This is a genomic window from Anabaena sp. UHCC 0253 (assembly GCF_009712085.1).
Taxonomy (GTDB): Bacteria; Cyanobacteriota; Cyanobacteriia; order Cyanobacteriales; family Nostocaceae; genus Dolichospermum.
Window position 1 is genome coordinate 1 of record NZ_VILD01000003.1, and the last position, 17863, is coordinate 17863.

The window sequence follows — 17863 nt, forward strand, 5'->3', positions numbered from 1 at the left end:
CGGGTTTAAACAAGGGTGAGGCAAAACATACCCTGAAAAGGGCGGTGTTTTTTAATCGTCTGGGTGAAGTCCGCGATCGCTCTTATGAAGACCAATTTTATCGGGCTAGTGGGTTGAATTTGGTGGTGGCGGCGATTGTTGTGTGGAATACGGTGTACACAGAAAAGGCTGTTGAGCATTTGAAACAACAGGGTATGGATATTCCTGAAGAGCATTTGCAACATTTATCACCTTTGGGTTGGGAGCATATCAATCTTACTGGTGATTATGTCTGGAATTTGAAGCAGGCAACCAGCTTTGATAACTTGCGCCCTTTGCGAGTTAAGGAAAATAAGTATCGCTCAAATCCTTGATGGATAAAGCTTTCAGCCTTAGCGTACAATTTTCCCGTTTTGGCACGGTGACCCCAGTCTCTAAATGTATGTTTTGGATACCAACACCCTGATTTATTATTTTAAAGGTCAAGGACAAGTTGCTCAAAACTTTGCTAAAATACCTGCTCAGGAAATTATTATTCCGACAATTGTTCTCTTTGAATTACAAGTGGGAATTGCTAAATCAAATTCACCCGCAAAACGAACTCAACAACTTCAGCAACTTTTAAACTGGGTTAACTTAGTTTCTTTTGATAAAGATGCTGCTTTTGCTGCTGCTAAAATTCGCGCTGACTTAGAGCAAAAAGGAACTCCTATTGGTTCAATAGATGTTTTAATTGCTGGAATAGCTATAGCACTTCAAGCAACTCTTATTACTCACAATGTTAATGAATTTTCCAGAGTTTCAGGACTGTCTATTGTGGATTGGTTTTGATAAATTAAAACATCCTGGATATCCTGATTCTGACAAAAATAACTTTGGGAAAACAAAACCCTATATATATGGGCGCACAGATTTTCACTATACTTAAATAATAACCGAAACTTGAAAACTTGTCAACAGTTTCCGAAGAGGTTGTTTGCAAGTTTAATGGTAAACCAATAAATTTTGACTTTTAAAATTACCATAAAATACCTCTAGAATTAGTTCTAGAGGCTTTATTTTTGCTGATTAACTAAGGAAAACTAATGAAACCAGGAATTCCCAAGGGAGGAGCAAATAGTAGCGAGGGGTTGTTTCCGATAGGATCTAACGGTATAATATTGAGAAATGCTAGTGCTGACGTTAGATTAGTAGGAATAGTAGGAATACCAGGAATACCAGGAATACTAGGAATAGTGGTATTAACACCACCACAAGTATTTTCTTGTTCTTTAATAGATACGCTAGTAAATAATTTGTTGTTCATAATTTGTCATCTTTCTATGTAACAAACATTGACTGTAGCTAAATTAGTTTTGAAGCAATCTCAACTAATATTAATAATAATATAGTCAAATTGGCATTAAGTTCTATTCAAAAGGATGGAAGTTTTTTCACTGCTCTTTTGCTAGGAAAATGGTGTATTTCTTGTGACAGTTCCTTTGGATTTGAATATTTATCAAACCGCAGAGGGAAGAGGTAGAAATTTACATAATATTAATCGGATCTACGTCAATTGTTAAACTGACAGAAGCGGGAGCAAGCGATCGCACTTCTGGCCAATCTGGTAAATTTGGTAATGCGTCAGGCGCAAATTTAAGTAATATTTGCCACCGATAACGGTTAGCTACTCGTAATATACTAGCTGGTGCGGGTCCTAATATCTCAAATCCTTCTTTACCGCTTAAAAAGGTGGCAATGATTTGGGCTGTGTTTTGGACTTGAATGGGATCTAAACTACTTAACCGCAATAAAATTAATCTCCCATAAGGAGGATAATTCAGGGTTTGTCTTTCTGTTAACTCTGCATCAGAAAAAGATTGATAATCATGCTTTTGTACGGCTTCAATCACAGGATGTTCTGGGGTATAGGTTTGGACAATTACCCTACCAGGATCTTCCCCTCTTCCTGCTCTTCCTGCAACTTGGGTGAGGGTTTGAAATGTGCGTTCATTGGCGCGATAATCAGATAAGTGCAGTAATCCATCCGCAGCGACTACACCCACCAGAGTAACTTGAGGTAAATCTAACCCCTTCGTTAACATTTGTGTTCCCACTAATAAATGGGCTTCACCGTTAGCAAATTGGGTGAGAAGTTTCCGGTGTGAACCTTTGGTGCGGGTGGTATCGCTATCAAAGCGAATTATTTTCAAATTGGGAAATTGTTTAGTTAATTCTTGCGCTACCCGTTGAGTACCACTTCCGAAAAACTTTAAATAAGGGGAACTGCATTCGGGACAATGGGGAGGATGCGATCGCCCATAATTACAATAATGACAGCGTAATAATTCCGGCGCTCCCGCTTCCACGTGATGATACGCGAGGGATACATCACAGTGGGGACATTCCAACACATAACCACAACTGCGACAAGAAACAAATGTACTATGTCCACGGCGGTGGATAAATAATATTCCCTGTTGTTGTCTTTCTTCTAATTGTTGCAGTGCATTTTGCAGCTTTCTACTAAAAATAGACCGATTCCCCTCTTTTAACTCTTGACGCATATCCACTATTTCCACAGGGGGTAATGGCCGCGAGTTAATCCGTTCTGGTAATGATAAATATAGTTGATTTCCACTCACCCAACTCTCTAAAGAGGGAGTTGCTGAACCTAAAATGAGGGGACAATGTTCTAATTCGGCTCGCCATTGAGCGACGGTACGGGCGTGATAAGTGGGAATGGGGGAATCTTGTTTAAAGCTGCTGTCGTGTTCTTCGTCGAGGATAATTAAGCCTAAGTTGGGTAAAGGAGCGAAAATGGCGCTGCGGGTCCCAATGATGATTTGTGGTTCTCCTGTGAGCATTTGTCGCCAAGTGTCGTAACGTTCACCGTCGGAGAGGGCGCTGTGATAAACGTGGACTTTCTGACCAAATCTAGCGCGGAATCTATCTGTGAGTTGAGGTGTAAGTCCGATTTCGGGAACTAAGACGAGGGCGGATTTTCCTTGGGCTACTAAGGGAGCGATCGCTTGCAAGTATACTTCTGTTTTCCCTGAACCTGTGATTCCATGTAACAATACTTGAGCAAATCCAGTTAAGGAATTAATAGTTTCTAAGGCGTTATTTTGGGCTGGTGTCAAGGATTTATCCTGATCCCCAGCCATGACTGGTCCTTGTTCTCTGCGTAATATTTCCCTGTCTTCAATGACTATATAACTTTTATCTACTAAGGCTTTGAGGGTAGAAGTGCTGGTACTGCAAAGTTGCAATAATTCACTTTGCCACATTTCTCCGCCTTGTCGGCGTAGAACTTCGACAATTTCTTTTTGACGGGTTGTTAAATCTTCATTGGGATTATCCAGGAGGGTGACAGCTTTTTGTAATTTAGGTTGGGTGAGTCTTGGCGGTTCTAAATAGTTTTCTGCTAATCCTAATCTGATTAATTCCCGTATTCCCCGATATGCGGCTTTAACTTTTTGTTGAATGTAGTGATAACTATAGTCTGCTGTAGGGGTTTTTTCTAACAGAGCGATTACTTGCTGGGCTGTAGGGCTGATGTAAATCGAGAGATTTTTTCTTCCCAAGGGAGTTAAGCGTAGACGACGTTGCGATCGCCCTAATAAGCCTGGTGGTAAAGCGACGCGAATAACTTGTATTAGAGGTGTATAGTAATAAGACGCAACACGATTAAGTAAATTCCAATAACCAGGAGGAAAAAACCCCTCACTGACGACATCTTCTACTTCCCGAATTTTCTCTAAGGGAATATCTATATCTGGTTGAGTTAATAAGCGAATAGCGATCGCTCCTACCTGTGTCGCACCGAAAGGAACACTTAAAATATCTCCTGGTTTAATTGATAACTGTTCTGGTATTTTATACGTAAATAAGTCTGAACATCCTGGACAGTCTACCAGCACTTCAATCCATTGAGATAACTTAGTTTGGGGCTGATATGATCCCCCTGGTTCAGCTACGGCTATAACAGATAAATTAGCACTCTTACTATACATAACTTCCCGATTTATAAACAAATAATTTGCTCACATACTTGATTAATATTATCCAAGCTTACTTAACTCTATCCTTTGGTTTAACCTGATGTAAATAGTATTTTACAATACTTCAATTACCCATAATACTTGATAATCTTTAATTTATGTAATCTACTAAACAAATTATCTCCTAGCATCCAGGTAATAAATAATTTAAAAATTAAAAATTAAACCCCAAAAATCAGATTAAATAGGGGTTTTTAGAATTTTTAATATTTTATGGACTTATCTCCTTGTGTATTAGTAAGTATTCAGCAGCCCTTAATTACAGAGATTTTTCCTACTGTTTCCTGTTCCCGGAAATTATGTTATTAATCAATTCAGAGTTTGATCTATGAAATAGAACACAAAGCTTTTCCACCCATTGATAGATATTAAATACTTTGGCAATATGAGATGCTTTGAGACGATAAATATTATCCGGATTGTAAGTTACCATTTTCGTAATTTGAATCATTGAGTAAATTTTCGTAGAGATAAATAACTTTAGTACCAAAATGATGATTTATTCAATAACTTCCATCATCTAAACCGGAGAAACATAGAAACTTTGCAAAAAATACACAAAAATTTAATATATAGGATTTTTCTTGTATTTGTGACAGATAGCGTGGCTTTAGGGAGGCGATGAACAGACAATAGGCAACAAACAACAGATTTACTCACAAATCATTTAGGATGGATCTATAGAGTGCTTTCTCTACTTTTTTATATTTGTTAAAGTTGGTATGGGGGGATTTGACATATTTGATAATTAAGAAAAGAATAAAGAAGGAAGAGGAAGTAACCGCAGGGTTTATTTAGACTCCACCGGAAATATATCGCTGATATTCGTGGGGGTATCTTGACTGGCGGATAGGGAAAAGAAAAGTAGAAAAACTGTTCCTAGTTATCTATTCCCTATTTTTTGTTCTGTTCTTTGATGAAGAATATGTCTATTGCAATACTAATCAGTTAAGACCTGATAATTAGTTAAGTTAGTTCGGGTAAAAATTGAAAAATAAAGGGGAAAAGTTTTTTATTTTCCTATTCTCCTGCCTTTTTCCCCCTTAACCGACAAGTATTGATGTCTATTGGTATTCTGAAAAAGATAGTTTTTTGTGGGTGCTAAAACCATTAATGATTATAGGTTGTATCTAGCCAGAACGAAAAATAATGGACAAATACTGATTTCCATTCCCGAAAAGGAATGATCAAAAAGAGATTATTTTGCTAGTGATAAGGGTGTATTTGTCCTGAAGGGAAAACTACCAAGCCTGAAACAGGCTGTTGTCATTAAATTATGTACCAAACAAAGCAACCGTCCCTAAAGGAAACTATGAATATTGCTGAATTGGGAGCAATGGAAATACTAGAGAATATTACTGATCATGAAGAACCATCGCTTGAGAGCCTAGATCAAGTAGTATATGAAGATACTGCAATTGTCGAAAACTTGGAATCAGAAGAACGCAATGGCGATGAAATGGGCGCAGCCCGTCCTTCGGGATATAATAAGACGGAACATGATGATGCTGTAGGCGCATTTTTCAAAGAAATGGCGCGTTATCCCCTACTCAAACCTGATGAAGAAGTAGAATTAGCGCGACGGGTGAGATTTTTAGAAGAAGTCAAAGAATTACAAGCAGCCTTGGAATTAGAGCTAGGAACACACCCTAGTAAAAATCAAGTAGCTTCCCGGTTAGAAATGACGGAAAAACAACTAGAAAGCCGCTTGTATCAAGGTAGAGTCGCTAAACGGAAAATGATTCGCTCCAACTTGAGATTAGTCGTATCTATTGCTAAACGGTATCTAAATCGTGGCGTACCTTTTCTAGATTTGATTCAGGAAGGAGCAATGGGTTTAAACCGCGCTTCGGAAAAATTTGATCCTGACAAAGGATATAAATTTTCTACTTATGCTTATTGGTGGATTAGACAAGCAATTACAAGAGCGATCGCTAATGATGCCCGAACTATTCGCTTACCAATCCATATTGTTGAAAAACTTAATAAACTAAAAAAAGCCCAACGGGAACTCAAACAAAAACTTTCTCGTAACCCCTCTGAAGCCGAAATGGCCGAAGCTTTGGAAATTACAGTTCACCAACTCCGTCAACTTCAACAACTACGCCGTCAAGCCCTTTCCCTGAACCACCGTGTCGGTAAAGAAGAAGACACAGAGTTAATGGACTTGCTAGAAGATGAAGATAATCAGTCTCCAGAAGCAAAAATGAACGAAAACATGATGCGTCAGGAGATTTGGGAAGTCTTAGGAGACGTACTCACCCCACGGGAAAAAGATGTCATTTCCCTCCGCTATGGACTCACCAGCAGCGAACCCTGCACCCTAGAAGAAGTGGGGAATATGTTTAACCTTTCCCGCGAACGAGTCCGCCAAATCCAAAGTAAAGCTATGCGAAAGCTACGTCGTCCTCACATAGCCAAGCGTTTAAAAGGATGGTTGGTATAAGTCATTAGTCAGTTGTTAGTTGTCAGTTGTCAGTTGTCAGTTGTTAGTTTTGAAAAAAATCATCCACTGCGGTATAAACTATGGACTGTGGACTATAGATTAATAACTGATGACTGCTAATACTAATTTAATTATCCGTGCTGTTGAACCTAGTGATTCTGCTGTATTATTTGAATTGGTTCAGGGATTGGCAGAATACGAAAAATTATCTCATACTGTGACTGGCGACGTTGAAAAACTCCACCAGCATTTATTTGGCTCACCAAAATATATAGAGGCAATATTAGCAGAAATTGGTGGACAGGCAGTAGGTTTTGCCATGTTCTTCCATAATTATTCTAGCTATTTGACCAAGCCTGGAATTTATTTAGAAGATATCTATATTATCCCAGAATATCGTCAGCAAGGTATTGGCAAAGCACTTTTAATTAAGGTAGCTCAAATAGCTGTAGAAAGGGATTGTGGACGTTTAGAATGGAATGTTTTAGATTGGAATGTATCAGCCCAAGAATTTTATTATCGCATGGGAGCAGAGATGATAGAAGATTGGCGTATTTGTCGTCTTAATCAAGAGAATTTAATTAAGTTGGCAAATAATTGATAATAATCAATCAGATCCCCGATTTCTCTAAGAAGTCGGGGATCTTTAATCTTTCTTTAATCTTTACTTTAATTCTTCATAAATATGATAATAGCTTTCCTTCATTCCTAGAGCTTGATAAGTCTTTTGAGCGACTGTATTTTCACGCTCAACATAAAGTCTAAATCCGCAGACTTTCAGCCCATTTCCTGGATTTTCTGCCTGTTGTTTCACAAATTTATAAAGGGTTCTAAAAATTCCTTGCCGACGAAAATCTTGGTGAACATATACACTTTGTATCCACCAATATAAACCATTACGCCAGTCGCTCCATTCCGTGGTGATCATTAATGAACCAACAACCTGATGATTCTTTTCAGCTAATAAATAAAATCCCAAACTCGGCGTTTTTAATAATGTTTCTACACCCCCAGTTATAACATTGACGGGGAGTTGTTTCTTTTCTGTTTCATATATTAAAGCTTGATTAAACTCAACTAAAATATCTAAATCCTGCAATTCACCCCTACGAATTAATAACTCCTGTTCCATTTTTTGCTGTTCCTATGACTTGATAGCACTAATATTTGATTTTTGAAATATTGGTGGGCATTGCCCACCCTACATTACTTAGGGGGGAAAAACCTGCTTTTTTAAATCCTAAAAATAAGATTGCAGTGTGCCTTTTCTTCTAATATCTAAAGTTGCACAATGGAAAGAACCACCAAAGGTATTAAAGTTCCGGAAATTACAAGGAATTGGTGTAAATCCCCAATTTTTTAATAGTTTAATCATGGGTTCATCTTGCCTTTCCACGATCACTCTATTTTCATCAATTGATAAAACATTCATCCCTACTCCCTTACTACTCATATACAGGGGATGATCGTCAGGAAGAGCGAATTCTTTAACTTGGATTACATCCCAACTTTGGAACATATCGGGAAGTTTATCAAGTTTGTAAGGATGGATTAAAAGCTTACCAGGAGCGAGAGGAACAAAGGTGGCATCAATGTGCATGGCAGATTGATCTTTGAATTTGAGTTCATGAATTCTGTACTCATCTCCTAAACATCTCCGCATCCATTCTATCCCAAATTGATTGGTTACTTGACTTTGTTGAACAAAGATATCTCTACCACATCTACTAAATTCAGCCGCGTCAAATACTGGTTCAAATTCAGTTAGTGAAGAGTTAAATAGTGCATCTTTGTCTGCTTCTTCATATTGATAGTTATATAGTTCATCGCGTAGTTCAGGCTTAGGTGCGGGAAGCCATTGTGCGCCAGCATGAAAATACTCTTTGATGAGTGAACGATAGGCATTAATTTCAAAATATCTAGACCGCCAAGGCATGGGAGCTTCAATTAGTTTATCCCCAATGACGATCATCACATCTCTGGGCATTGCTCCGTAAAGACCACTAGGACTTTGCCAGTCTGGAGTTCCATAAGGAACAGTATAATTTACCGCGTCGGGACGGCGAACTTTGACACCTTCTGCTTCTAAAATGTGGGTAAGTTCTTCTAGTTCTTTTTCTCCAGCTTTAATTAACTCTTCTGGAAATAATTTACCACCATAGGTACGGAACACATCCCAATAACGCTGTGGCATTGTTGCTTTAACTGTAATATGCCAAGGTGGTATAACTGCACCATCCAATCGGCCAACAATTACTTCTTCTAAAAGATCCCATTCGTTAAATGAATTGACAACGGGTGTTGTTGGTGCGGTTGATTGCGGATTAAATGCCATATCTATGTCAAGTTAAGAACAATGTATAATTTCTGGAAGCTATGCAAGTGAATTGCTCACATATATTATGGTATTATGAAACACGAAATCAAGATATACAATTTTTATAATGACTAATGTTGTTGAGAAGCCAGTAGATAAAGTAGCATTAAAGCCAGGAATTTTGGATTTAGTTTTGTTATTGATAGCAGTATTACTCGTATCCTTAGATCCTATATTTACAAGATTGAGTGAAGACGAACTAGGTCCTAATGCTACGGTTTTTAATCGGGAATTAATAGCTGCCGTAATATTCCTATTTTGGCAAGGAATAGTTATAATCTGGGAAAGTCAATATAGTAATTCATCATTGTCTAAAGATTCAGAACCAATTACTTTTAGCACTTTAGCTATATTCCTAATTGGGGTAATGTTGGGAGAAATATGTTTAGTTACTTGGGCTTTATCTTTAACTCAAACTACCGTTGCTAATTCTAATCTTCTTCATAACTTGCCATCAGTTTTTGCTGTGCTTGGTGGCTGGTTATTCTTAGGTCAAAAGTTTGATCGAAGATTTATCATTGGCATGATTGTTGCTGTAGGTGGAGCAATATCCATTGGAATTCAAGATTTACACGTTTCTCATAATCACCTGATAGGTGATGCTTGGGCTTTATTATCTGCTGTGGTTTATGCAGGTTATTTTTTAACTATAGAAAAACTCCGATCTCAATTTTCTTCGTTGACTATTTCACTATGGTATTGTGTCCTTTCAAGTCTCCTCTTGTTACCTTTTGTTCTCATATTTGAAAATCAAGTTTTCCCAACTTCACTATTAGGTTGGTTAAACATATTTTCTTTAAGTATTCTCTGTCAAGTTATTGCTTCTGTTATTTTTATCTATCAACTAAAACAATTTTCTTCTGGCTTTGTTTCTCTATTCATGTTACTACAACCAATTATGGCAGCTATTCTGGCATGGATAGTTTTTCAAGAATATTTAAGTTTCGTGAATTGGATCGCTTTTTTCGTTGTTTTATTGGGTATTTACATTGCTGAATCAGGTGATGTAAGCAAAAATTAATTTTTCCAAAATTATCTCTCCTGCATTAGTTTAAAAAATTTATTTCCTTCGTTAACCAACTATTAAAAATTTCACCAAAAGCTTGTAGAATCTGCTTTCTTAATTTTTAATTATCAATTCCACACTGCGGTACTAGTATCGCAAGGCGGAAGTCAAAAGTCAAAAGTAATATTCAGCAAGCTTTTTGGCGATTAAGAATGGTTGGTTTATTTACGCCGTGCGGTACTAGTTTTTTATCCTCTGACAATGGCATCAACGCCGTCCCAATAGGTTTCCAATAGTTGTAGATATGTATTGATGCCTTCTTCAAATAAGTCTCGTCCCTCTTGATTAACCAAATAGGGTGCGATCGCATTAAAAGCATTATTGCTATGGCTAATTTCTACATTTACGTGCATTATCCAATGCTTTCTCACGTTCTTGTCATATCCTTGATTCAGCAAGGCATCATTGAATTGAGTTGACAATACTGCTGACATAGTTTCATCAGCATAGAACGCCCCTAAGTTTCTTTCAATTGGGGGTTCACAATAAAGTTTTTCTGCACCTTTATTAATAGCTGTAGTGCTAGGCAAACATTGATGATTAGCAATTTCTTCATCAGTAATCCCCATAGCATTCAGTTGTTCACGAAACAAAGTTTCATGGGTTACTTTTCCAGCCACTTCATCATAAACATTGAGGATAATTTCCTTCAATACTTTATAATCACGAGTATTTACTGCCATACTCGTAATATAGAAAGGTTCGTTTTTAAAGTAATACCAAGTTTCCAGGTAGAATTTCTTTTCTTGTTCTTTAGTAAATGCGTTTTTTGCGATAGTAAATTGAGCAGAGGATGTTGGACTGCGCGGTGATTGAGAATATACTCCATCTTCCCGTTCAAATAGTCTTTGATCTCTGGGCCATCAACATCTAAGCGTTGACGAACATTTGGATCTTGGATTTTCTCAAATTCTTGTACTTGTAAAGCTGTCATTTTCGGTTCTCCTACACAGATAGATTACATTTTTGAGAAGATGTTTGCATTGCTTTTTGGCAATTTTCTAACATTTTGACAGGTGATGTTTAAAAAATATCAAATCTCATGCTGACACAGCTAAAATTTAGCTGTAATTACCAGCTACTACTTCTTTCTCTGCCCACCAACGATCATTCTCATTGAGATTTCTTTTCTGATCATCAAGACATCCCCAAGTCATATTGAGCATAATGCGTGTAGAATCACGATTTAAGGGAACTGTTCGATGAAGAGTTGTATCTGACTTCAACAAGTAAATGTCACTAGTAACAAAACCATAGGTGCTGATAGGATTCTCACACAGATACTCATGAATTCTTGGATTAGTTTTATCCCAACTGGTATGAGGAACACATTGCAACATTCCACCATGTTCGATAGGTGGAGTTTCTAAAATCCAAATTAGCGCATAACGATAATCTCCCCAGTGCCAACCGTGGGTATCTCCGCTTTTTTCATGTCTGGTAATCAAAAATTCTTCATCTTTTGATGGACAAGCTAAGAAAGGTTCACCAGCCAATTTTTCTAGTATATTTTTCAGTGCTTCGGATCTATAGATAGTATTAACAAATTCACTGCTTTCAGCAATGTTTTCGCTGGTTACTACACTCATATTTCTGGGAGTATTTCCCGTTGTTGCTAGTTTTAAATCACGTCGTTCAGAGTGCAATTCTAACAATCTTAGAGCCTCTTGTTTCATTTCTTGACGGATCTGGAGAGGCATGATTTGAGGAACTTTAAGAAACCCATCACGCTTAAACTGGTGAGAGAGAAATGTTAAAGATGATTCGGAGAAATTATTAGCAATATTTTGTTGAATTTCTTCTTCCCAGACGTTCACTTTTGTAAAATTTGTCATTTCACCATGTGAGTAAATATACATAGAAATTTATACCATATATTTGTTCTTTCTTGTTGCATTATTTTCTAAATATTTTCTAAATATTTATTAAGAATTAGCTTTAAACATTAATAGCTTGCTTATTACAATCGTCTTTAGATTTATATAATAATTTACGTACACAGTATCAATTTACAACCTTACTTGTGTTCACGATTAACCAGGACTTACCGCTTGACAAAAAATATTATCTGTGTGTTTTAGCTAATATTATTATTATTGAACAATAATACAAGGACAGGCAGGACTTGTACTGAGCTTGTCGATAGCATAGAGTGGCGTTAGCCATAGTATGCCCATGCCACAAGATTGGATCATATTAATTTTATATTTTTCCTCGATCCTTTGTATCACAATCAATTGACCTTGAATAATTGAGTATTCAAGCCAAGTTTTACAGCCTGTCGTTTGACTAATCCTACCAGATCAAATCAGAATTAGAAAGGATATTTGCACAGTTTCCACAATTGTTGTAGAGAGAACACCAGATGAAAAGAATTATCTCAGTATTACTGTTAAGCGTAGCTATCTTCACCTTTGCCTTCAGTAGTCCCGCTTTGGCCGCAGACGCAGCCAGTGGAGCTAAAATATTTAGTGCTAATTGTGCTTCTTGTCATGCGGGTGGCAGAAATTTAGTTAATGCTGCCAAAAGCCTGAAAAAAGCAGATTTGGAAAAGTACGGTATGTATTCAGCAGAAGCCATTATTGCTCAAGTTACTAAGGGTAAAGGTGCTATGCCAGCTTTTGGTAAGAAGTTAAAAGCAGATCAAATAGAAGATGTAGCAGCTTATGTACTAGAACAAGCTGATAACGGCTGGAAGAAGTAAGTTTACATCTAATGTGATGGTTTAACAATGGGCGGGGCTTTTGTCCCGCCAAATATTTGTACTGTTGAAATTATCAAAGGAGATGTAAGTGACTTATTTCTGGCGATTAATCCTCAGTATAATTATAGTTTTTGTTTGCGCTTTTTTAGTCCCCAGTGCAAATTCATCACTGCTTGCGGAAACTCAAATTACAGCCAGTGACTTATTTAAGTTGGGTGTAAACCAAATGCACCAAAAAAGTTACCAAAAAGCCATTGAGAATTTTAGTTTGGCTATTCAAATGCAAAGTGACTTTAGTGTAGCTTATAGCGATCGCTGTTTAGCATATTTACAAATCCAAGATTACCATCAAGCGATCGCTGATTGCACTCAAGCACTAAATTTAGCACCTGATAATACAGAGGCTTATCTCAACCGAGGAATAGCACAATATAGACAGGGAAATTACTTAGATGCTATTGCCGATTATAATCAAGTAATTGCTCTCAAACCCGATAATTTCCGTGCTTACTATAACCGGGGTATAGCCTTAGCTGGAGACGGTAATTATTCCCAAGCTATAATTGATTATAATCTCGCATTAACTAAAGTTCCTTCAACTAATACTTTACGATTAGCAGATATACATAATGACCGAGGTTTAGCGCATTTTGAGTTGCAAAATATGGAAGCAGCTATGAATGATTTTCATTTTGCCATTCATTTTAATCCTGATGATGATAGAGCATATTTTAACCGGGGTTGCATTTGTGGAAGGAATGGGGATAATTTTTGTGCAAAGCGTGATTTTTCCCAAGTGATTAGGCTAAATCCTAGTAATGCTCAGGCTTATGTGAACCGGGGAGTAGCAAACTATAACTTAGGATACTACCAAATAGCCATATCTGATTTCCAAAAAGCATCGGTATATTTTGGACAGCAAAAACAAATACTTGCTTATCAAAGAACCTTAGATTTATTAAAACGTGTTCAAAAAGAAATCTCATCAGTCTGGGAAATTGCTTCTCTTTAATATTTTCATAAGTAGGTTGGCTGAAATCAACCGAACTATGTAACGAAATGTAAAAACCTCAAAACCCTTGCAATTGCTATATTTCACTACGTTATATTCGCAATGACATAGTTATAAAATTTCCCCCACCTACTTGAATTACTTATTTAGTAAATACAAAAAATCCGGTATCTCATCCTTGATTAATTTAACTATGACAGCCTGTCTTTTGACACTATTGCTATTAATAGGGAAAATCCCAATAAGTGATTGTTTTTACCGGGTGTGAGTTCAGAAAGATGAATAAAATTTTTTTATTACCAGTGTCTTTACTAAGTTTACTGGTAGCGTTTCCTGTCGTGGCTGCTGAAAATGAATATGATAAAAATTCAGATATTCTTAATCTAAAAGAAATTGAATTACCAGCCACAAATGCTGAATTATTAACTCAACAACCAGCAGAAAATGAAGTTGAGCAAGAACCTGAATTAGAAGAAGATTTAACTCCTGTAAATGATGCAGATATTTTTATAGAAGTTATTGGCGAAAAAGACGTTATCCCCGAATCTACTCCCACTTATGTCATTGAAAAAGAAGAAATTCAAAAACAGGGTGCAACTAGCGTTGCAGATGTTTTAAAAAGAATGCCCGGTTTTGCTATTAATGATGTCGGACATGGTGCAGATATTCACACAGGTACATATTATCGCGGTGCATCAATTAATCAATCTGTATTTTTGATTAATGGTAGACAAATTAATACTAATATTAGCACTTATCACGGTGGAACTGATTTAAACAGTATTCCTATCGAGGCGATAGAAAGAGTTGAATTATATAGCGGTACAGCTTCTTCTTTATATGGTTCTTCAGCCTTTGGAGGAGTTGTTAATATCATTACCAAAGCAGGTTATGGTAAGCCGAAATTAAATGCTAGTGCAGAATTTGGCTCATTGAATTTAAATAATCAACAGGTAACTTATGGTGGTTCAGCTAATAATGTAAAATACAACTTTAGCTTTGAAAGATTTTTTATAGATAATCGTTATAGTGTACCTGTAGGTGCAGCAAATCGTGATTCTCAGGGCTTTTTATCGAATGCAGATACAGCTACTAGCACTTATTTTGGGAGTATAGGAGTAGATTTAGATTCTAAAAACTCTTTGAATTTAGATGTAACTGCACTCAGCAGTCGGCGGGGTTTAATTTATTTTGGTTTTCCTTTACAACGAGATAGATTAGATCATGATGGTTTGAATATTGGTTTATCTTGGAAAACTCGACTCGGTAAAGGAGAAAATTCCAACTTAACAACTACATTGGGTTACAACCGCGATTATTTTAGTACATACGGTCCAACAGGCGCAACATTTTACCGAACCGGAGTTTTAGATACCCAACAATTCAAAACTCGGATAGATCATGAATGGAAAATGACCACTAATAATCAATTACGCTGGGGGTTAGATTTAAAAAATACCGATTTAATTGGTGATGTTTTGAGTACAAATCCTAGCCTAATTGCTAAAAATGAAAAAGAAGATAGAAGTGTATTTAATACAGCTTTATTTGCTGTCAATACTTGGAAAATTAACGATGCTTTGCAAGCAGATTTAGGAGTAAGACAAAACTTTGATAGTCAATTTGGGAGTTATTTTAATCCTAGTTTTGGTTTACGTTATGCTGTTAATCCAGCCGTCGCAGTACGTGGAAGTTGGGCGGGGGCGCAGCGTAATCCTGGTTTAGATCAATTATATGTTTTTGACACAGTTCATAATTGGAATCCTAACCCCGATTTAAAACCAGAAACAGGTTCAACTTGGACTGCGGGAGTAGATGTTAAATTGTCACAAAATCTATTAGGACAATTTACTTATTTTGGGAATAGTTTAGATAATCGTTTGGGAGTAATTAATGGTAAATGGGAAAATATTGGTTTAGTAGATACTAATGGTTTAGAAGCAGCATTGCAATTAAAAATTGCCCGTGAGTGGTCAACTTTTCTCAACTACACTTATACAGATGCTCAAATCAAAACTGGTACAGAAAAAGGATTACAGTTAGGCTTAATTCCTTACTCTTTACTACAAACTGGTATTGGATATCAAAATAATGGATGGCAAGCTAATTTATATGCTACTTATAATAGTGGTTCTCGTCGTTCTATTTTTAGTAGAAATATACCGGGAGAAAGAAGTACAGATTTTGCGCCGTCTTTCTTCAATTTAGATTTTAGTGGACGGATTCCTGTAAATAAAAATTTGGGGCTAACTTTTTACTTAGAAAATATTCTCGGTGAACAATATGAACGAGTTAATCGTATCTATAGCCCTGGTTTTACTTTCCGGGTGGGTTTAACTTCTAGTTTATAATGTAGGTTAGGTTGACGCAAGGAAACCCAACATTTTCATCCAAATCATGGGTTTGATTTCTAAAAAATGTTGGGTTGTGCTGTCGCTACGGTTTTTTTCACCAATTACCCATTACCCATTAATAATTGTCAATTGTCAATTGTCAATTGTTAATTGTCAATTTACTCAACTTCCTTAATCTGGGTTTTTCGTTCTACAATTTCTTTGAGTATCAAAGTGATTACTGCTAAAAATGCTAACAATACAGCCGCAGAAAAAGCAGCTTCAGTTTCATATTGTTTGTAAGCTTCTTCTACAAATAGTGGTAAAGTCTGGGTTGTATTGGCAATATTACCAGATACCACAGAAACTGCACCAAATTCACCCATGGCTCTAGCATTAGTTAAGATTAAACCGTAGAGTAAACCCCAACGAATACTCGGTAAAGTTACTCGCCAAAAAGTTTGCCAGTCGTTTGCACCTAGTGTTCTAGCCGCTTCTTCCTGATCTTTACCAAATTCCTCTAAAATAGGAATTACTTCTCTGGCGACAAAGGGCATACTCACAAAAGCGGTAGCCATAAGCATCCCTGGAAAAGCAAAGATGATTTGGATATTATGCTCTTGTAGCCAAGGACCAAACCAGCCTTCTCTACCATACAAGAGGACGATCATTAAACCTGCGACAACGGGGGAGATAGAAAAGGGCAAATCAATGATACTGAGAACTATAGTGCGTCCGGGGAATTGATGACGAGCGATCGCCCAAGCCGCACATAAACCAAATATTGCATTAATAGGTATAGAAATTACAGCCAGCAATAGAGTTAACCAAGCTGCATGGAGAAATTCCGGTTTTGTGAAGTTAGATAAAAATGGTGCAAATCCATTTTTGAAAGCTGCAAAAAAAACATTAATAGCTGGAATATATTGAACCAGAAATAAGTAGGCGATCGCAATCCCAATTAAAACTGCTGGGACCCAACTTTGTTTTCTGGGATCTTTGACTTTATCTATTGTCATATCTTCTCGCCCAAGCTTGTAAAAAATTAATTGCTAATAACATCACCAAGGAAATTCCTAATAAAACTACACCAATAACTGTTGCACCAGCATAGTCATACTGTTCTAAACGTTGGAAAATTAACACAGGTGCAATCAAATCTTGAAACGGTGTATTAGAAGCAATAATCACTGTTGAACCATACTCCCCCACCGCACGGGAAAAACCCAAAGCTACACCAGTTAAAATTGTCGGAAATAAAGGAGGTAAAATCACTTTCCAAAAAGTTTGCCATTGGGAAGCACCCAAACTCCAAGCAGCTTCTTCAATTTCCGATTCCATTTCCTGAAGTACAGGTTGTACAGTTCTCACCACAAAAGGTAAAGATATAAATATCATTGCTACTCCTAAACCCGCACGAGTGAAGGATACCTTAATTCCCAGTGGTGATAAAAGTGAACCTATCCAACCATTATCGCTGTAAACTGTTGCCAGTGTTAAACCCGCTACCGAAGTCGGCAAAGCAAAAGGTAAATCTACTGTCGCATCAATAATCCGTTTAAAAGGAAAATCGTAACGCACTAATACCCAAGCAATTAAAGTTCCAAATACACCATTGAGTAAAGCCGCAAATAATGAAGTTACAAACGTAACATTGTAAGTTGACAATGCTAATTCACTAGTCGCAATTTCCCAAAACTTCCCAGGGGATAATGTACCAGCCTTGAGGAACATCGCCACAATGGGAATAAATAACATTACAGTTAGATATCCCAAAGTAATCCGCCAGGTCCAAGGAAGGCTAATCAAATTATCTATAAAAACCTTCCAAATGGGCGGTTTAATATTATTTTCAACAGCACGAGATACACTCATAATTTGGTCAGTTGTCAGTTGTTAGTTC

At 37.0% G+C, this 17863-nt stretch carries 17 protein-coding genes; 8 read left to right on the forward strand and 9 right to left on the reverse strand.

Features of this window, described 5'->3' with window-relative positions; all coding sequences use genetic code 11:
* Together FJR38_RS08315 and FJR38_RS08320 are read left to right on the forward strand one after the other, a co-directional pair.
* The coding region (locus tag FJR38_RS08315; RefSeq protein WP_168536471.1) for a Tn3 family transposase at positions 1-353 on the forward strand (353 nt) is incomplete at its 5' end.
* A gap of 64 nt (positions 354-417) precedes the next feature.
* The gene (locus FJR38_RS08320; protein ID WP_168499914.1) at positions 418-810 is read left to right on the forward strand and encodes a type II toxin-antitoxin system VapC family toxin; all 393 of its coding nucleotides are present in this window, start codon (positions 418-420) and stop codon (positions 808-810) included.
* Between the two features lie 241 nt (positions 811-1051).
* Here FJR38_RS08320 and FJR38_RS08325 read toward each other — a convergent pair whose 3' ends face one another.
* Positions 1052-1285, reverse strand: coding sequence for a hypothetical protein (locus FJR38_RS08325; protein ID WP_168499912.1), 234 nt, complete (start codon positions 1283-1285; stop codon positions 1052-1054).
* Between the two features lie 220 nt (positions 1286-1505).
* A complete protein-coding gene (priA, locus tag FJR38_RS08330) occupies positions 1506-3974 on the reverse strand; it encodes a primosomal protein N' (RefSeq protein WP_168499910.1) in 2469 nt (822 codons plus the stop codon).
* A gap of 1324 nt (positions 3975-5298) precedes the next feature.
* Between priA and FJR38_RS08335 the strand changes: the two genes are divergently transcribed.
* Complete coding sequence (locus FJR38_RS08335) at positions 5299-6468, forward strand: RpoD/SigA family RNA polymerase sigma factor (RefSeq protein WP_168499908.1); 1170 nt, start codon at positions 5299-5301, stop codon at positions 6466-6468.
* 109 nt (positions 6469-6577) lie between these two features.
* Complete coding sequence (locus FJR38_RS08340) at positions 6578-7069, forward strand: GNAT family N-acetyltransferase (RefSeq protein ID WP_168499906.1); 492 nt, start codon at positions 6578-6580, stop codon at positions 7067-7069.
* Positions 7070-7132: 63 nt separating this feature from the next.
* On the opposite strand, the gene FJR38_RS08345 is transcribed toward FJR38_RS08340, so the two are convergent.
* Positions 7133-7600 (reverse strand): GNAT family N-acetyltransferase, encoded by a 468-nt coding sequence (locus tag FJR38_RS08345; RefSeq protein ID WP_168499904.1) that lies wholly within the window; start codon positions 7598-7600, stop codon positions 7133-7135.
* Between the two features lie 108 nt (positions 7601-7708).
* Complete coding sequence (locus FJR38_RS08350) at positions 7709-8803, reverse strand: amidinotransferase (protein WP_168499902.1); 1095 nt, start codon at positions 8801-8803, stop codon at positions 7709-7711.
* 109 nt (positions 8804-8912) lie between these two features.
* On the opposite strand from FJR38_RS08350, the gene FJR38_RS08355 reads away from it, so the two are divergent.
* Positions 8913-9866, forward strand: coding sequence for a DMT family transporter (locus FJR38_RS08355; protein WP_168499900.1), 954 nt, complete (start codon positions 8913-8915; stop codon positions 9864-9866).
* Between the two features lie 233 nt (positions 9867-10099).
* Here the strand turns inward: FJR38_RS08355 and FJR38_RS08360 are convergent, their stop codons facing one another.
* The 3 genes from FJR38_RS08360 to FJR38_RS08370 all read right to left on the reverse strand — a co-directional run bounded on the left by FJR38_RS08360 (position 10100) and on the right by FJR38_RS08370 (position 11746).
* Positions 10100-10687, reverse strand: coding sequence for an iron-containing redox enzyme family protein (locus FJR38_RS08360; protein WP_168537184.1), 588 nt, complete (start codon positions 10685-10687; stop codon positions 10100-10102).
* Positions 10585-10845, reverse strand: a complete 261-nt coding sequence (locus FJR38_RS08365) for a hypothetical protein (protein ID WP_168536472.1) — start codon at positions 10843-10845, stop codon at positions 10585-10587. Before FJR38_RS08365 ends, FJR38_RS08360 begins: the two co-directional genes overlap by 103 nt.
* Before the next feature lie 127 nt (positions 10846-10972).
* Positions 10973-11746, reverse strand: a complete 774-nt coding sequence (locus tag FJR38_RS08370) for an ArpA protein (RefSeq protein WP_168499896.1) — start codon at positions 11744-11746, stop codon at positions 10973-10975.
* Positions 11747-12276: 530 nt separating this feature from the next.
* On the opposite strand from FJR38_RS08370, the gene petJ reads away from it, so the two are divergent.
* From petJ to FJR38_RS08385, 3 genes are all read left to right on the forward strand, one after another.
* On the forward strand, positions 12277-12615 hold the full coding sequence (petJ, locus tag FJR38_RS08375) for a cytochrome c6 PetJ (RefSeq protein ID WP_168536473.1): 339 nt from the start codon (positions 12277-12279) through the stop codon (positions 12613-12615).
* Positions 12616-12703: 88 nt separating this feature from the next.
* Positions 12704-13627, forward strand: a complete 924-nt coding sequence (locus tag FJR38_RS08380) for a tetratricopeptide repeat protein (RefSeq protein WP_371418163.1) — start codon at positions 12704-12706, stop codon at positions 13625-13627.
* Between the two features lie 278 nt (positions 13628-13905).
* Positions 13906-15978 carry a TonB-dependent siderophore receptor gene (locus FJR38_RS08385; RefSeq protein WP_168536475.1) on the forward strand — a complete coding sequence of 691 codons (2073 nt, stop codon included), beginning with the start codon at positions 13906-13908 and terminating at the stop codon, positions 15976-15978.
* A 161-nt stretch (positions 15979-16139) separates the two neighbouring features.
* Here the strand turns inward: FJR38_RS08385 and cysW are convergent, their stop codons facing one another.
* Entirely contained in the window at positions 16140-16979 is an 840-nt protein-coding gene (gene cysW, locus FJR38_RS08390) for a sulfate ABC transporter permease subunit CysW (RefSeq protein WP_168536477.1), read from the reverse strand.
* On the reverse strand, positions 16966-17835 hold the full coding sequence (gene cysT, locus FJR38_RS08395; RefSeq protein WP_168499886.1) for a sulfate ABC transporter permease subunit CysT: 870 nt from the start codon (positions 17833-17835) through the stop codon (positions 16966-16968). The genes cysW and cysT overlap by 14 nt, the downstream gene beginning before the upstream one ends.
* Between the last annotated feature and the right edge of the window lie 28 nt (positions 17836-17863).

What these genes read in the sequence shown, in the direction of transcription:
- FJR38_RS08320 (WP_168499914.1), top strand. Translation starts at nt 418, where the DNA reads ATGTATGTTTTGGATACCAACACCCTGATTTATTATTTTAAAGGTCAA.
- FJR38_RS08325 (WP_168499912.1), bottom strand. Translation starts at nt 1,285, where the DNA reads ATGAACAACAAATTATTTACTAGCGTATCTATTAAAGAACAAGAAAAT.
- priA (WP_168499910.1), bottom strand. Translation starts at nt 3,974, where the DNA reads ATGTATAGTAAGAGTGCTAATTTATCTGTTATAGCCGTAGCTGAACCA.
- FJR38_RS08335 (WP_168499908.1), top strand. Translation starts at nt 5,299, where the DNA reads ATGTACCAAACAAAGCAACCGTCCCTAAAGGAAACTATGAATATTGCT.
- FJR38_RS08340 (WP_168499906.1), top strand. Translation starts at nt 6,578, where the DNA reads ATGACTGCTAATACTAATTTAATTATCCGTGCTGTTGAACCTAGTGAT.
- FJR38_RS08345 (WP_168499904.1), bottom strand. Translation starts at nt 7,600, where the DNA reads ATGGAACAGGAGTTATTAATTCGTAGGGGTGAATTGCAGGATTTAGAT.
- FJR38_RS08350 (WP_168499902.1), bottom strand. Translation starts at nt 8,803, where the DNA reads ATGGCATTTAATCCGCAATCAACCGCACCAACAACACCCGTTGTCAAT.
- FJR38_RS08355 (WP_168499900.1), top strand. Translation starts at nt 8,913, where the DNA reads ATGACTAATGTTGTTGAGAAGCCAGTAGATAAAGTAGCATTAAAGCCA.
- FJR38_RS08365 (WP_168536472.1), bottom strand. Translation starts at nt 10,845, where the DNA reads ATGACAGCTTTACAAGTACAAGAATTTGAGAAAATCCAAGATCCAAAT.
- FJR38_RS08370 (WP_168499896.1), bottom strand. Translation starts at nt 11,746, where the DNA reads ATGACAAATTTTACAAAAGTGAACGTCTGGGAAGAAGAAATTCAACAA.
- petJ (WP_168536473.1), top strand. Translation starts at nt 12,277, where the DNA reads ATGAAAAGAATTATCTCAGTATTACTGTTAAGCGTAGCTATCTTCACC.
- FJR38_RS08385 (WP_168536475.1), top strand. Translation starts at nt 13,906, where the DNA reads ATGAATAAAATTTTTTTATTACCAGTGTCTTTACTAAGTTTACTGGTA.
- cysW (WP_168536477.1), bottom strand. Translation starts at nt 16,979, where the DNA reads ATGACAATAGATAAAGTCAAAGATCCCAGAAAACAAAGTTGGGTCCCA.
- cysT (WP_168499886.1), bottom strand. Translation starts at nt 17,835, where the DNA reads ATGAGTGTATCTCGTGCTGTTGAAAATAATATTAAACCGCCCATTTGG.